A 14224-nucleotide genomic window follows, 5' to 3' on the forward strand; every position below is an offset into this window, starting at 1 on the left:
TGATTAAGGGAGTAGAAAATTATGGAATTTAAAAATCAAGTATACGGTATTATTGCAGAGGTTTGTCAGGACGACGTTGTGAAAGAAAATCCAGAGATTGCGATTTTTGAAGAAGGTCTTCTTGATTCATTTGGTACAGTAGAACTGCTTATGGCAATTGAAAGTCAACTCGGAATCACTGTTCCGATTACAGAATTCGATCGTGATGTGTGGGATACGCCGAATCATATTGCTGAGCAGCTGGCAGAGATGAAGTAATGAAAAAGCGTTTTTTTGGGCCGCTTATTTTAGCGGCTGTTCTATTCATTGGTGTTCTTCTTGTACCAAATGCATGGCTCTCACACCTGATCCCAAAAGACAAATTACAAAAGTCAGCCACAGAATTAGATCCAGGGATGTTTCAAGGGCTTTATTTACAAGATGAAATGCTAAAAGATCCAACTTATTTGCCGATCTATGGTTCTTCTGAATTATCACGTTTTGATCCATACCACCCTTCGAATTTCTTTCATGAGAATCCTCAAGGGTTTACACCTTATCTTATTGGAAAAGGTGGATCGCAATCATTAATTCATGCGATGAACTTTGCAGCGCATATGGATGAATTAAAAGGGAAGAAGCTTGTATTTATCGTGTCCCCGCAGTGGTTTGTGAAATGGGGATCTGACGAGAATCACTTTGCCCCTAACTATTCAGCGCTTCAAGCGCTGAATCTCGCCTATAATAAAGAAATTGATCCAACTGTGAAAAAAGAGCTGATTAAAAGAATCATGAAGTTTAAAGCAGTCAAAAACGACATGGTGATTACAGAGCTTTTTAAAGCAGAGCTATCTGGAAACAAGTTCGCTTATGGCGCGATTTCTCCTATTGCGAAAATGTATTATGGCATGCTTCAAAAGAAAGACATGTACTATACGATTGGATCGGGGCATGAGCGCAAGCTTCAACCGTCTCCTTCAGTCAAAGGAAAAACATGGGCTGAGCTTGAAAAAGAAGCGAGCATTTTTGGTGCGGAAAGAGCAGGGGACAATCCGTTTTATATTAATCAAAAATTGTTTGACCGCAAACTGAAACCGATCATGAAGAAGATGAAGGATTCCCGTGAAGGTCATTCTTATGCCGAATCACCAGAATATAAAGATTTTCAAATCATGCTGGATATTTTAAAACAGGCAGGGGCAAAGCCTTTGTTTGTAACGATTCCTGTCAACGGAAAGTGGTATGATTACACTGGTTTTCCGAAAGAAGGTCGAACAGGTTATTATGAAAAAATCAATCGTCAAATTCGAGATAATGGGTATGAAGTCGCAGATTTGACTAAGCATGAGTACGATCCATATTTCTTTAAAGATACGATTCATGTGTCTTATAAAGGATGGGTGTACATCGATAAAGCAATTGAAAAGTTTTACAAAGAGCAGTAGAATGCAGCAGCTTTCTGCTGCTTTTTGTTTGTCGAATCAGCGGATATCTTGTATAACTGAGGGAAAAGGGCTATGCTGTAGATGGAGGCGATATGATGAATCGTTCTGAGAAAAAAGAACTATTAAAGCGTTCGAAGAAGCATTTTAATGATCATGCCTTTTGGGAAAAGCTAAAAAAGACGGCACAAAAAGCTGGTGTCTCTCTTGTCTATGCTGTGCTATTACTTTACTATACATTGCAAAAACCCGAAGTGCCGGTCAAAGCAAAGACCCTGATTATTGGAGCACTCGGCTACTTTATCCTTCCACTTGATCTCATTCCGGATACATTGATTGGTGTCGGCTATACAGATGATTTAGGTGCCATTACATTTGCTCTGCTTCAAGTAGCAATGTACATTGATGATGATGTGAAAGGAAAAGCAAAAGACAGGCTGTCAAAATGGTTCGGCGAAAAAACCGATACGTCTTTGATTGATCAAAAGCTTGAGGATGGCGGTATGCCGTCTGCATAAAGAAAAGCCTCCGTTATTGGAGGCTTTAGCGTGTAGACAAACCCTCGCATTCTTTGTCAGGTCTGCGCTCCAGTGCTCACGAATGTTTCAATTCGCTCCGCTCCGGTGCTCGTCCTTCCTAGACTGCAAAGGTTTTCTATCACGCTTAAAAGAAGACAAAGGGCTAAAATGATTTTCATTTTAGCCCTTTGTCAACAATCTGAAGCCTCCGTTATTGGAGGCTTTTTTCTTTTATCCTAAAAATTTCACGCAAACTGGATGAGGGACGGTAATGTCTGATTGTAAGACAGTGAGTCGTCCTGTTTCTTTGTCGCGTTTGTATAACACGAGATTGCTAGATTCTTGGTTTGAACCGACGAGGAATTCTTCTGTTGGATCAAGCACAAAATCTCTAGGCCAGTTTCCTTCAGAAGAAGCAATCTCGACAAGGCTTAATCGGCCGTCAGCGTCTGTTTTAAAAATCGCAATGCTGTCATGACCGCGATTTCCTGCATAAACAAATTGGCCGTCTGAAGAGACATGAATGGCACTGCCTTGATTGTTCTCTGTAAAATCGCTTGGAATGGTCGCGATTGTTTGAATCTCTTCAAAATGACCATCTTCAAAGTAACGAAGCACAATGACCTCTGAGCTTAGCTCTGTCATGACATATGCCACAGGTTTCGTTGGGTGGAATGTGATATGACGAGGTCCGCTGCCTGGCTTTGTTTCAAATGTATGAGCAAGCTGAAGTTTTCCGTCTTCTTTCTTATACGTATAAATTCCATCTGTTCCAAGGTCAACAGCCACAGCAAATTGTTCATCTGGCGTGAGACCCATAAAGTGGGTGTGCGGCTTTTCCTGACGATCTTCGTTAGGGCCAGTTCCTTCATGCTGCGCCTGTGAGAGCGTGCGGATCACTGAGCCATTTTCAGCATCGATCTCATACATTTCTGCTGTCCCTTTATGATAGTTTGCTGTATACGCCGTTTTCGTTTGACTGTCCACGCTGACGTGACAAGGAGAAGCTCCATCGGCAAGCTCTTGGTTGATGAAGTGAAGTCTGCCTGTTGTTGAATCAATTTGATACGCAGCAAGGCCGCCCTGTGATCCTTTTTTCACAACAGCATAAACAAACTTTTGATCCTCTGACACGGTTAAATATGTAGGATTTTCAAGCTCAGCAGCGACTTCTACTTGCTCAATCAGCTGCTTGTCCGTATTTAATGTAAACGTATAAACGCCTTTACTGTCTCCCTTTGTATACGTACCGATATAACCTCTGATGTTAGCCATGTATTGCCCTCCTTCTATTAGATGCTCTCATTCTATCATAAATTCATAGGAAAACGCTTTAGAAAGGCATGCCAAAAGAAAAAACAAAGTCATTGAAATCTCACAATATTCATCAAAAATCATGTGAAAAAATATCACAAAAGTTTTCTCAAAAGAAAAGCGTTCATGTAAAGTAAATAAATTGAAGAAAAAATACAAAAAATTTTAAGTTTTTTCATTCCTTGTCTAGCAAAGGTGTAAGCGTATACATTTAATTTTGATTAGTCTAAATTGTCTAATAATTTTAAAAATGCTGTTGACACTGTATGGAAAGCGGCGTAAGATGGGTTCAACAAAAGCTAAACAAACACGCAGTGCAAGCGATTGACACTTCAAAATAAAAGTGTCTGAAAATTCAACTACTTTTTGTTTGAAAGAGAGGGTGCTCACTGAAAATGGAAGACCAAAAGGAACAGTGGATCTTTTTAAACGATGAACTCGTGAAAAAAGAGGATGCGAAAATTTCAGTTTACGATCATGGCTTTTTATATGGCGACGGTGTTTTCGAAGGGATTCGCGTGTATAACGGAAATATCTTTCGAATGAAAGAACATTTAGACCGCCTGTATGATTCCGCCAGATCCATTATGCTGAACATTCCATATTCACTTGAGGAACTCACGGAAAAAATGATTCATACAGTTGAAAGGAACGGCCTAAAGGATGCCTATATCCGCCTTGTCGTCTCAAGAGGAGCGGGTGATCTTGGATTAGATCCTAACAACTGCGGGAGAGCCAACACAGTGATCATTGTAGAGCCGCTGGCCATTTTTCCAAAGCACCTATATGAAACGGGTATTGACATTGTGACGGTTCCAACAAGACGAAATCGTCCAGATGTCCTTAGCCCAAAAGTAAAATCATTAAACTATTTGAATAACATTCTTGTCCGAATCGAAGCCCATATGGCCGGTGTGAGTGAAGCGCTGATGCTGAACGATCAAGGGTACGTGGCGGAAGGTTCTGCAGACAACGTGTTTATTTATAAAAAAGGCAAGCTTTATACACCGCCAGGTTATATCGGCGCACTTGAAGGCATCACAAGAAATGCCATCATGGAAATTGCAGAAGACTTAGGCTACGAAGTGAAAGAAGAACCTTTCACAAGACATGATGTGTATACAGCAGAAGAAGTATTTCTAACAGGAACCGCAGCCGAAGTCATCGCCGTTGTAAAAGTTGACGGCCGTACAATCGGTGAAGGGAAACCTGGGTTCCACACAAACAAACTTCTTGAACAATTCCGTAAGCGGGTAGTTGAAGAAGGAGAAAAAGTTGTTTTTACAGATGAAAACATTCATGCAAGTTAAATAGATATCGATAAACGTTGAAGAGGACTAGTAGCTTTAGAGTCAGTATCTACAGAGAGCCGGTGCTAGCTGGAAACCGGTGTTACTTTCTAAAGTGAACTCACCTCTGAGTGTCTGCTTGAAATGATAGTAGGGCAGGCCGAGTGACATTGCTCACTCGTTACCAAAATGGACGAAAGATGTCCATGAGACGGCAGCAGGGTTTGCCGTGAACAAGGGTGGTACCGCGAAAAACAAAGCTTTTTCGCCCCTTTGACCTAGTGAAAAGTAGTGTCATTGTGGGGTGAGAAGGCTTTTTTATATGGTCTCATATCTCTATCTTGAATGGAAAAGGGTGAAAGGACTTGACTGAAGCAAGACAAAGAGGAGGAAATCAAATGGGGACAAATGTACAAATGGAGACGGAAAAATCAAAAGCGCCACAAACGATGAACGGTGCACTCATGTTAATTGAAGCACTCAAAAGAGAAAAAGTAGAAGTCATTTTCGGCTATCCAGGCGGAGCAGTTTTACCAATCTACGATAAAATTTACGATTCTGGTTTATTTCATGTCCTGCCAAGACATGAGCAGGGAGCGATTCACGCAGCAGAAGGATACGCAAGAGTATCTGGTAAACCAGGTGTTGTCATTGCAACATCAGGGCCTGGAGCGACAAACCTTGTGACAGGAATTGCAGATGCGATGATTGATTCACTTCCCCTAGTTGTATTTACAGGGCAGGTGGCAACGTCAGTCATTGGATCGGATGCTTTCCAAGAAGCAGATGTACTCGGCATCACAATGCCAATTACAAAGCACAGCTACCAGGTAAGAAATCCAGAGGAATTACCGGGTGTCATTAAAGAGGCATTCCATATTGCAACAACAGGCAGACCTGGTCCAGTATTGATCGATATTCCAAAAGATGTCGCAGGCATTGAAGGAACGTTTGAATATGACCAGCCAATTGATTTACCTGGTTATCAGCCAAAAGTAGAGCCGAACTATTTGCAAATTCGCAAATTGGTAGAAGCTGTCAGCAGAGCGAAGAAACCAGTTATTCTAGCAGGAGCTGGCGTTCTTCATGGCAAAGCATCTGAAGAATTAAGACAGTATGTAGAGCAGCAGCAAATCCCAGTCGCTCATACATTGCTTGGACTTGGCGGATTCCCGGCAAAGCATCCTCTTTTCCTAGGGATGGCTGGTATGCATGGCACATATGCAGCAAACATGGCTCTTCATCAATGTGACCTGCTCATTTCAATCGGAGCAAGATTTGATGACAGGGTAACAGGCAACCTCAATCATTTTGCGAAACATGCGAAGGTTGCTCATATTGACATCGACCCGGCGGAAATTGGCAAGAACATTCATACCCATATCCCGGTTGTTGGAGACAGTAAGCTCGTTCTTGAAGAGCTGATCAAGCAAGACGGGAAGCAAGGGGAATCAGACGAATGGAAAAATCAATTAGATCAGTGGAAGGAAGAATATCCACTCTGGTACGTTGAAAACGAAGCTGAAGGTTTTAAACCTCAAAAGCTGATTGAATACATTCATCAATTCACAAAAGGTGAAGCCATTGTCGCAACTGATGTCGGACAGCATCAAATGTGGGCGGCACAGTTCTATCCATTTGAAAATGCAGATAAGTGGGTCACATCTGGAGGACTTGGCACAATGGGCTTCGGATTACCAGCAGCCATTGGCGCTCAGCTAGCTGATCAAGAGGCAACCGTTGTAGCAATTTTAGGAGACGGAGGTTTCCAAATGACCCTGCAAGAACTTGCCGTTATCCGTGAGCTGAACCTTCCAGTCAAAGTGATTGTACTCAATAATCACAGCCTTGGAATGGTAAGACAATGGCAAGAAATTTTCTACGAAGAACGCTACTCGCATTCTAAATTTTCAGAGCAGCCAGACTTCGTGAAATTATCTGAAGCTTATGGCATTAAAGGAATCAGAATCTCATCAGACGAAGAGGCGAAAGAAAAGCTAGAAGAAGCCTTAACCTCTAGAGAGCCTGTTTTCATCGATGTCAATGTAGCGAGAGATGAAAAAGTATTCCCGATGGTAGCACCGGGGAAAGGACTTCATGAGATGGTGGGGGTGAAACCTTGAAAAGAATTATTGTGTTGACTGTATTAAATCGATCAGGCGTACTGAACAGAATCACAGGCCTCTTTACCAAAAGACACTACAACATTGAAAGCATTACGGTCGGCCATTCTGAGATTCAAGATGTATCACGCATCACGTTCGTCGTCCATGTAGACCAAGAGAAAGACATCGAACAGCTGACAAAACAGCTGAACAAACAAATCGATGTTCTGAAAGTAACAGACATTACAAACCAATCAATCGTTCAGCGAGAGCTGGCTTTGATAAAAGTCGTATCTGCACCAGCATCTAGAATGGAGATCACGGGGGTCATTGAACCTTTTAGAGCTTCTATTGTAGATGTGAGCAGAGAGAGTGTCGTCATTCAGGTGACAGGTGAGTCTTCAAAAATTGAAGCACTCATTGAATTACTTAAGCCATACGGCATTAAAGAAGTCGCCAGAACTGGCACCACGGCCTTTGCGAGAGATAATCAGCAAAAGCCGCAAACAAATAAAACAATTTCAATTGTCTAAACAAAAGGAGAGAGTCAAATGGTAAAAGTATATTATAACGGTGATATTCAAGAAAACGTATTAAATGGTCAAAAGGTAGCGATCATTGGTTACGGTTCACAAGGTCATGCACATGCATTGAACTTAAAAGAAAGCGGCGTAGATGTGATCGTCGGCGTGAGAAAAGGCGGATCTTATACAAAAGCACAAGAAGACGGCCATCAAGTATTCACAGTAAAAGAAGCAGCAGCACAAGCAGACGTCGTCATGGTACTACTTCCAGATGAGCAGCAAAAGAAAGTATATGATGAAGAAATCAAAGATCAATTAGAAGCTGGAAACTCACTTGTATTCGCACACGGATTTAACGTTCACTTCCATCAAATTGTTCCTCCAAGTGACGTAGATGTGTATCTTGTAGCTCCAAAAGGTCCAGGACATCTTGTGAGAAGAACATATGAGCAAGGCGCTGGTGTACCTGCCCTATTTGCTATCTATCAAGATGTATCTGGTCAAGCGAAAGACAAAGCACTTGCTTATGCGAAAGCGATCGGCGGAGCAAGAGCGGGCGTTCTTGAAACAACATTTAAAGAAGAAACAGAAACGGATCTTTTCGGTGAGCAGGCAGTTCTTTGTGGAGGCCTTACTTCACTAGTAAAAGCAGGATTCGAAACGTTAACAGAAGCTGGTTATCAGCCAGAGCTTGCATACTTCGAGTGTCTGCATGAACTTAAATTAATCGTTGACCTTATGTATGAAGAAGGATTAGAAGGCATGAGATATTCAATCTCTGATACAGCACAATGGGGTGACTTCGTATCAGGACCACGCGTTGTAGATGCAAAAGTAAAAGAATCGATGAAAGCTGTTTTGACTGATATCCAAAACGGAACTTTTGCAAAAGAATGGATCGTTGAAAACCAAGTGAATCGTCCACGTTTCAATGCAATCAATGCAAATGAAAATGAGCACCAAATTGAAATCGTTGGTAGAAAGCTTCGTGAAATGATGCCTTTCGTTAAACAAGGAAAGAAAAAGGAAGCGGTGAGCGTCGGTGCGGAAAATTAATTTTTTTGACACAACACTTCGAGATGGAGAGCAATCACCAGGAGTGAACTTAAATGCACAAGAAAAGCTAATCATTGCAAAGCAGCTTGAGCGCCTTGGGGTTAATATCATTGAAGCGGGTTTTCCCGCTTCATCCCGAGGGGATTTCTTAGGCGTACAGGAAATTGCAAGAACGATTAAAAACTGTTCTGTTGCTGGTCTTGCACGATGTGTGAAAGGTGACATTGATGCTGCATGGGAAGCATTAAAAGATGGAGTGGAGCCAAGGCTTCATGTCTTTATTGCTACTTCTGACATTCACCTGAAGTATAAACTAAAGAAAACACGTGAAGAAGTCGTAGAACAGGCTGTCGCAATGGTGAAATATGCGAAAGAACGTTTTCCAGTTGTCCAATGGTCAGCAGAAGATGCGTGCCGTACAGATCTTGCTTTCTTGGCAGAAATTGTAGAAAAGGTCATTGACGCTGGGGCGAGTGTCATTAACTTGCCAGATACAGTTGGATACCTAGCGCCAAAAGAGTACGGGAATATCTTTAAATATATGAAGGAACACGTTCCGAATATCGACCGCGTTAACTTGTCCGCTCACTGTCACGATGATCTAGGAATGGCTGTGGCAAACTCACTTGCTGCCATTGAAAATGGAGCAGATCAAATCGAAACGGCTGTCAACGGAATTGGCGAGCGCGCTGGAAATGCCGCTTTAGAAGAAATTGCAGTAGCTCTTCATATTCGAAAAGACTTTTACCAGGTCGAATCAACGATTCAATTGAATGAAATTAAGCGTACAAGTGATGTAGTGAGCAAATACTCAGGAATGATTGTGCCGCGTAATAAAGCAGTCGTTGGAAACAACGCTTTTGCACATGAATCAGGTATTCACCAAGATGGTTTCCTCAAAGAAAAAACAACCTATGAAATTATTTCTCCAGAGCTTGTCGGTGTGACAACAGATGTGCTTGTTCTTGGAAAACACTCCGGAAGACACGCGTTTAAAGACCGCATGAAAACACTAGGCTTTAAACTAACGGAAGATGAAATCAATAAATTCTTTGAGACTTTCAAGAACTTGACAGAGAAGAAGAAAGAAATTACAGATGATGATTTGATCTCTATTATATTAGAAGAAAAAGTAGCAGATCGAAAAATTGGCTACGAATTTGAAAGTCTGCAAGTGCATTATGGAACAGAACAAATGCCAACAGCAACAGTTTCTCTGAAAAACCAAGAAACACAGGCAGTCATTCAAGAAGCAGCTACAGGTGCAGGCAGTGTAGAAGCTGTGTACAACACGCTTGAGCGCTGTATGGAAGAAAGAATTCATTTGCTGGACTACCGCATTCAATCAAATGGAAAAGGCAGAGATGCACTAGCAGAAGTATATGTCACTGTTTCAATAGAAGGAAAAGAAACAGCAGGACGTGGTGTAGCGCAAGATGTGCTTGAAGCATCGGCGAAAGCTTACGTCAATGCAGTGAACAGACATTTAATCTTCAAATCAAATCTGATTGAAATTGAGAAACATCACGCGATCTCATAGGAAAGGAGGAAGGTTCTCATGAAAAAGAAAATTGCACTTTTGCCCGGCGATGGAATCGGACCGGAAGTCGTGACATCTGCAGTCGCTGTCCTTCAAGAGACAGCGGCTCAATTTCAGCACGAATTCGAATTTGAAACTGCGCTCATTGGCGGTATCGCAATAGATGAAAAAAACAACCCGCTTCCAAAGGAAACAGTAGATGTATGCAAAAGCGCTGATGCGATTTTATTAGGAGCAGTCGGCGGACCAAAGTGGGATCAAAACCCGCCAGAGCTTCGTCCAGAAAAAGGCTTGCTCGCCATTCGTAAGCAGCTGGACTTATTTGCTAACATCCGCCCTGTAAAGGTGTTTGATAGCTTAAGCGAGGCATCTCCGTTAAAACAGGATCACATTAACGGAGTCGATTTCGTCATCGTTCGTGAATTAACAGGCGGTCTCTATTTTGGTGAACCAAGCGAACGCTATACAGATGATGAAGGAAAAGAAGCTGCCGTTGATACGCTCCTTTATACAAAGGAAGAAATTGTCCGCGTATTAAAAGAAGCGTTCGATATGGCCTTAACGAGACGGAAAAAAGTGACGTCTGTGGATAAAGCGAATGTTCTTGCTTCTAGTAAACTATGGCGGGATGCAGTAGAAGAAGTTGCTTCTCAATATCCAGAAGTTGAATTTGAGCATATGCTCGTTGACAATGCCGCCATGCAGCTGATTTACAAGCCCGCTCAATTTGATGTCATTGTGACAGAGAATATGTTCGGTGACATTTTAAGTGATGAAGCTTCGATGATTACTGGATCACTCGGCATGCTGCCATCTGCTAGTTTATCAAGCACAGGCCTTCATTTATATGAGCCAATTCATGGTTCAGCACCCGATATTGCGGGGCAAAACGTTGCAAACCCTCTGGCAACCATTTTATCAGCAGCAAGCTTGCTTAGAACATCCTTTGCATTAGAAGAAGAAGCGGCTGCAATAGAAGACGCTGTGGAAGCTGTTCTTGCCTCTGGCAAACGAACAAAAGATTTAGCAGCAAAAGAGGGAACATATCAAACGACTGAAGAAATCACTAATGCGGTTGTAGACGCACTCAAGAAGCGCGTGCAAACGATTGTATAAATAGAATCTTGTGGAATTAGATAGAGGGAGGAAAAGGGTTATGCCTCGAACAATCATCGAAAAAATATGGGATCAGCATATAGTCAAAAGCGGCGAGGGGAAACCAGACCTTTTATATATTGATCTGCACTTGGTGCATGAAGTGACATCACCTCAAGCATTTGAAGGATTAAGACAAAAAGGGCGTAAGGTGAGAAGACCTCAAAACACGTTTGCGACGATGGATCACAACATCCCAACTGTGAATCGATTTGTGATTAAAGATGAGATTGCTAAAAAGCAAGTGAGTGCCTTAGAGCGCAACTGTGCGGAATTTGGCGTTCGTCTTGCTGATCTCCACAGTGTTGACCAGGGAATCGTCCATGTCGTTGGACCGGAGCTTGGATTGACACTTCCGGGGAAAACAATCGTTTGTGGAGATAGTCATACATCAACTCACGGCGCGTTTGGCGCGCTTGCCTTTGGGATCGGTACAAGTGAGGTTGAACATGTACTTTCTACACAAACACTTTGGCAGCAGCGTCCGAAAACGCTAGAAATTAGAGTAGACGGAAAGCTTCAAAAAGGGGTAACCGCCAAAGATGTCATTTTAGCCGTCATTGGTGCACACGGCGTGAAGTTCGGTTCAGGTTATGTCATTGAATACACTGGGGAAGTATTCAGAAACATGACGATGGATGAGCGGATGACTGTTTGTAATATGTCGATTGAAGCAGGCGCGAGAGCAGGATTGATTGCACCTGATGAAGTCACCTTCGAATATTGCCGCGGCCGCAAATATGCACCGCAGGGCGATGATTTCGAAGCAGCTATTAAAGAATGGGAAGAACTTAGAACAGATCCAGGTGCAACCTACGATAAAACCATTGTGTTAGATGGAAATAAGATTTCACCAATGGTTACGTGGGGAATTAACCCAGGAATGGTACTGCCTGTGGATGCATCAATTCCAGGACCTGAGGACTTTGCACAAGAAGATGATCAAAAAGAAGCGATTCGTGCTTACGAATACATGGGAGTCCATCCGCATCAGCGTATAGAAGATATTACGATTGAGCATGTCTTTATCGGCTCATGTACGAACTCAAGAATGACTGATTTACGCCAAGCCGCTTCTATGATTGAAGGACAAAAAGTAGCAGATCATGTCAGAGCGATTGTGGTGCCTGGCTCTCAAAGTGTCAAATTGCAAGCAGAAAAAGAAGGTCTTCATGAAATCTTCCTTGAAGCAGGATTTGAATGGAGAGAATCAGGCTGCAGTATGTGCCTTAGTATGAATAACGATGTGGTACCGGAGGGCGAACGCTGCGCGTCCACATCAAACCGTAACTTTGAAGGGCGTCAAGGGAAGGGTGCGAGAACGCATCTTGTCAGCCCGGCAATGGCTGCAATGGCTGCGATACATGGCCGATTTGTCGATGTCAGGAAGTTTAATCAAGAGAAAACAGTCGTGTAAGGAGTTGTCATAGATGGAGCCTTTAGTCACTCATAAAGGGAAAGCCGCTGTGCTTAACCGTATCAATGTAGATACAGATCAAATTATTCCGAAGCAATTTTTAAAAAGAATCGAACGAACAGGATATGGCCGCTTTGCCTTTTTCGACTGGCGTTATTTAGCCGATGGTAGCCCAAATCCAGATTTCGAACTGAATCAGCCGATCTATGAAGGAGCATCGATTTTGATCGCAGGAGAAAACTTTGGCTGCGGATCATCTAGGGAACATGCTCCTTGGGCGCTTGATGATTATGGCTTTAAAATTGTCATCGCACCATCATTCGCAGATATATTTCATCAAAACTGCTTTAAAAATGGGATGCTTCCGATTCGCCTTGATTATGATGTGTGGAAAACCTTCGCAGCATCATATGAGAACAAAGGGTATGAGATGACGGTTGATCTTGAAAAACAGCAGATAGAAGATCACGAAGGGAATATCACCCCTTTTCAAGTCGACCCTCACTGGAGAGAAATGCTCCTAAATGGTTATGATGAGATTTCATTAACATTACTACTAGAAGATGACATTCAAGCATTTGAAGAAAAGCGTAGCAACTGGCTGCGCGCTTAAGCAACGAGAAGCTGTCCGCCCGAGGTGTGACGGCTTCTTTTTTGCATGAAAACCTCTCGTTACTTGTGTTTACTAATCTTCGTTGGTAAACTGATAAAAAATATGCGCCCGAAAGGAACGTAAGCATGAAGCATGACAAGAAGAAAGATAATGTCATTTTGTTTCCTGGTCTGAAAGAAAGACTGATTGAAAAAGGAATGGCAGCATTAAAAGATAAACAGTATCAAGAGGCGCTTCACTTGTTTTCAGAAGCAAAATCGTATGATGACGATGAAGAATCCGATATTCACCTCGGAATGGCAATTTGTTTTCTGGAGCTGGGTGAGCTGCAGGATGCAAAGCGTGTTTGTGAAAAAATGCTGCATGAAGGATATGGCCACTATTTCACTGTGCTCCAAGTGTATATGACGATCTTAATTCAGCTGAAAGAATATGAAGAAGTCAAACAGACGATTGAGGCTGTGCTCGAGGAAAACCATCTTCCGGCAGAAAGCGCGGAGCATTTTTACAAGCTGCTCGAATTTAGCAGAAAAATGATTGAATCACCTGAAGAGATTTTAGATGAAGATGAGGAAGCCGGAAGTGAGGTCAATATAGATGACATGCTGAAGCGGCCGGAAGAACAGGTCCAGTTCATCCATTCATTGAAAGACCGGAATATTACACCGCACATGGGTCTATTAAATACAATCTTACAAAATCCCGATGGGAACCCTTTGGTCAAATCAATGATCCTGCAGCTTCTGGCAGATCATGATGTGGCAAAGCCGGTTCATGTGACAAAATTCGGTGATTCTTTAACACTTATTCCTTCTGAGGCTGTAAAGCCAGAGCAGATGCCGCTTCTTCAGCAAGTCCTTCGTATGCTCGATGACACGCTCGGCAATGAGAACCCAACCCTTTACCAAGGCGTGGAAGAGCTATGGCGCCGGCACTTATTTGTGCTGTATCCATTTCTTCCTAAGTACACAGATCCGAGTCTTTGGGCAGCGGCACTTCATAAAGTCGGCTATGAAATGCATGGGATCGAGATTGAACTCGAAGAATTGCATCTATTGTATGAATTTAACGAACGAGAGCTGAGAGAAGCTTGCACAATGCTGAAAGATATTGAAGAAATTTCTTATTTGTAATTTGTCGATTTAGTTGAAAGACGGACTTGTTATGTTATAATATAATGGTTGTATTTGTGCATATATAGTGCAGTTGTCAGATTCCAACGGTTGAAAGACGATATGTATAATCAAGTCAAATGTTGTATACATAATGCAA

General features: G+C 42.4%; 13 protein-coding genes and 1 other annotated feature. Of the genes, 12 read left to right on the forward strand and 1 reads right to left on the reverse strand.

What is annotated here, in order from left to right:
• Positions 1-21: 21 nt before the first annotated feature.
• The 3 genes from dltC (at position 22) to QSJ46_RS13835 (ending at position 1939) form a co-directional block, all read left to right on the forward strand.
• Positions 22-258, forward strand: coding sequence for a D-alanine--poly(phosphoribitol) ligase subunit 2 (dltC, locus tag QSJ46_RS13825; protein ID WP_024423191.1), 237 nt, complete (start codon positions 22-24; stop codon positions 256-258).
• A complete protein-coding gene (dltD, locus tag QSJ46_RS13830) occupies positions 258-1424 on the forward strand; it encodes a D-alanyl-lipoteichoic acid biosynthesis protein DltD (RefSeq protein WP_039180447.1) in 1167 nt (388 codons plus the stop codon). Before dltC ends, dltD begins: the two co-directional genes overlap by 1 nt.
• Positions 1425-1519: 95 nt before the next feature.
• Positions 1520-1939 (forward strand): YkvA family protein, encoded by a 420-nt coding sequence (locus tag QSJ46_RS13835; protein ID WP_034279788.1) that lies wholly within the window; start codon positions 1520-1522, stop codon positions 1937-1939.
• 231 nt (positions 1940-2170) lie between these two features.
• Here the strand turns inward: QSJ46_RS13835 and QSJ46_RS13840 are convergent, their stop codons facing one another.
• On the reverse strand, positions 2171-3214 hold the full coding sequence (locus QSJ46_RS13840; RefSeq protein ID WP_107163279.1) for a lactonase family protein: 1044 nt from the start codon (positions 3212-3214) through the stop codon (positions 2171-2173).
• A 434-nt stretch (positions 3215-3648) separates the two neighbouring features.
• Between QSJ46_RS13840 and ilvE the strand changes: the two genes are divergently transcribed.
• From ilvE to ddcA, 9 genes are all read left to right on the forward strand, one after another.
• Complete coding sequence (gene ilvE / locus QSJ46_RS13845) at positions 3649-4563, forward strand: branched-chain-amino-acid transaminase (RefSeq protein ID WP_039180440.1); 915 nt, start codon at positions 3649-3651, stop codon at positions 4561-4563.
• Positions 4564-4571: 8 nt separating this feature from the next.
• Positions 4572-4818: a binding site (T-box leader), on the forward strand.
• A 122-nt stretch (positions 4819-4940) separates the two neighbouring features.
• Positions 4941-6665 (forward strand): acetolactate synthase large subunit, encoded by a 1725-nt coding sequence (gene ilvB / locus QSJ46_RS13850; protein WP_025092480.1) that lies wholly within the window; start codon positions 4941-4943, stop codon positions 6663-6665.
• The gene (ilvN, locus tag QSJ46_RS13855; protein ID WP_007501584.1) at positions 6662-7180 is read left to right on the forward strand and encodes an acetolactate synthase small subunit; all 519 of its coding nucleotides are present in this window, start codon (positions 6662-6664) and stop codon (positions 7178-7180) included. The genes ilvB and ilvN overlap by 4 nt, the downstream gene beginning before the upstream one ends.
• 18 nt (positions 7181-7198) lie before the next feature.
• Positions 7199-8227 carry a ketol-acid reductoisomerase gene (ilvC, locus tag QSJ46_RS13860; protein ID WP_024423187.1) on the forward strand — a complete coding sequence of 343 codons (1029 nt, stop codon included), beginning with the start codon at positions 7199-7201 and terminating at the stop codon, positions 8225-8227.
• The gene (locus QSJ46_RS13865) at positions 8214-9767 is read left to right on the forward strand and encodes a 2-isopropylmalate synthase (RefSeq protein ID WP_047202466.1); all 1554 of its coding nucleotides are present in this window, start codon (positions 8214-8216) and stop codon (positions 9765-9767) included. The genes ilvC and QSJ46_RS13865 overlap by 14 nt, the downstream gene beginning before the upstream one ends.
• 18 nt (positions 9768-9785) lie before the next feature.
• On the forward strand, positions 9786-10883 hold the full coding sequence (leuB, locus tag QSJ46_RS13870; RefSeq protein ID WP_285604860.1) for a 3-isopropylmalate dehydrogenase: 1098 nt from the start codon (positions 9786-9788) through the stop codon (positions 10881-10883).
• A gap of 40 nt (positions 10884-10923) precedes the next feature.
• Positions 10924-12339, forward strand: a complete 1416-nt coding sequence (gene leuC / locus QSJ46_RS13875) for a 3-isopropylmalate dehydratase large subunit (protein WP_285604861.1) — start codon at positions 10924-10926, stop codon at positions 12337-12339.
• A 13-nt stretch (positions 12340-12352) separates the two neighbouring features.
• Positions 12353-12952, forward strand: coding sequence for a 3-isopropylmalate dehydratase small subunit (gene leuD / locus QSJ46_RS13880; RefSeq protein ID WP_047202464.1), 600 nt, complete (start codon positions 12353-12355; stop codon positions 12950-12952).
• Between the two features lie 125 nt (positions 12953-13077).
• On the forward strand, positions 13078-14085 hold the full coding sequence (ddcA, locus tag QSJ46_RS13885) for a DNA damage checkpoint antagonist DdcA (RefSeq protein WP_047202463.1): 1008 nt from the start codon (positions 13078-13080) through the stop codon (positions 14083-14085).
• Positions 14086-14224: the final 139 nt, after the last annotated feature.

The sequence above is a fragment of the Bacillus sp. YKCMOAS1 genome, from assembly GCF_030268125.1.
Lineage (GTDB): Bacteria > Bacillota > Bacilli > Bacillales > Bacillaceae > Bacillus > Bacillus safensis.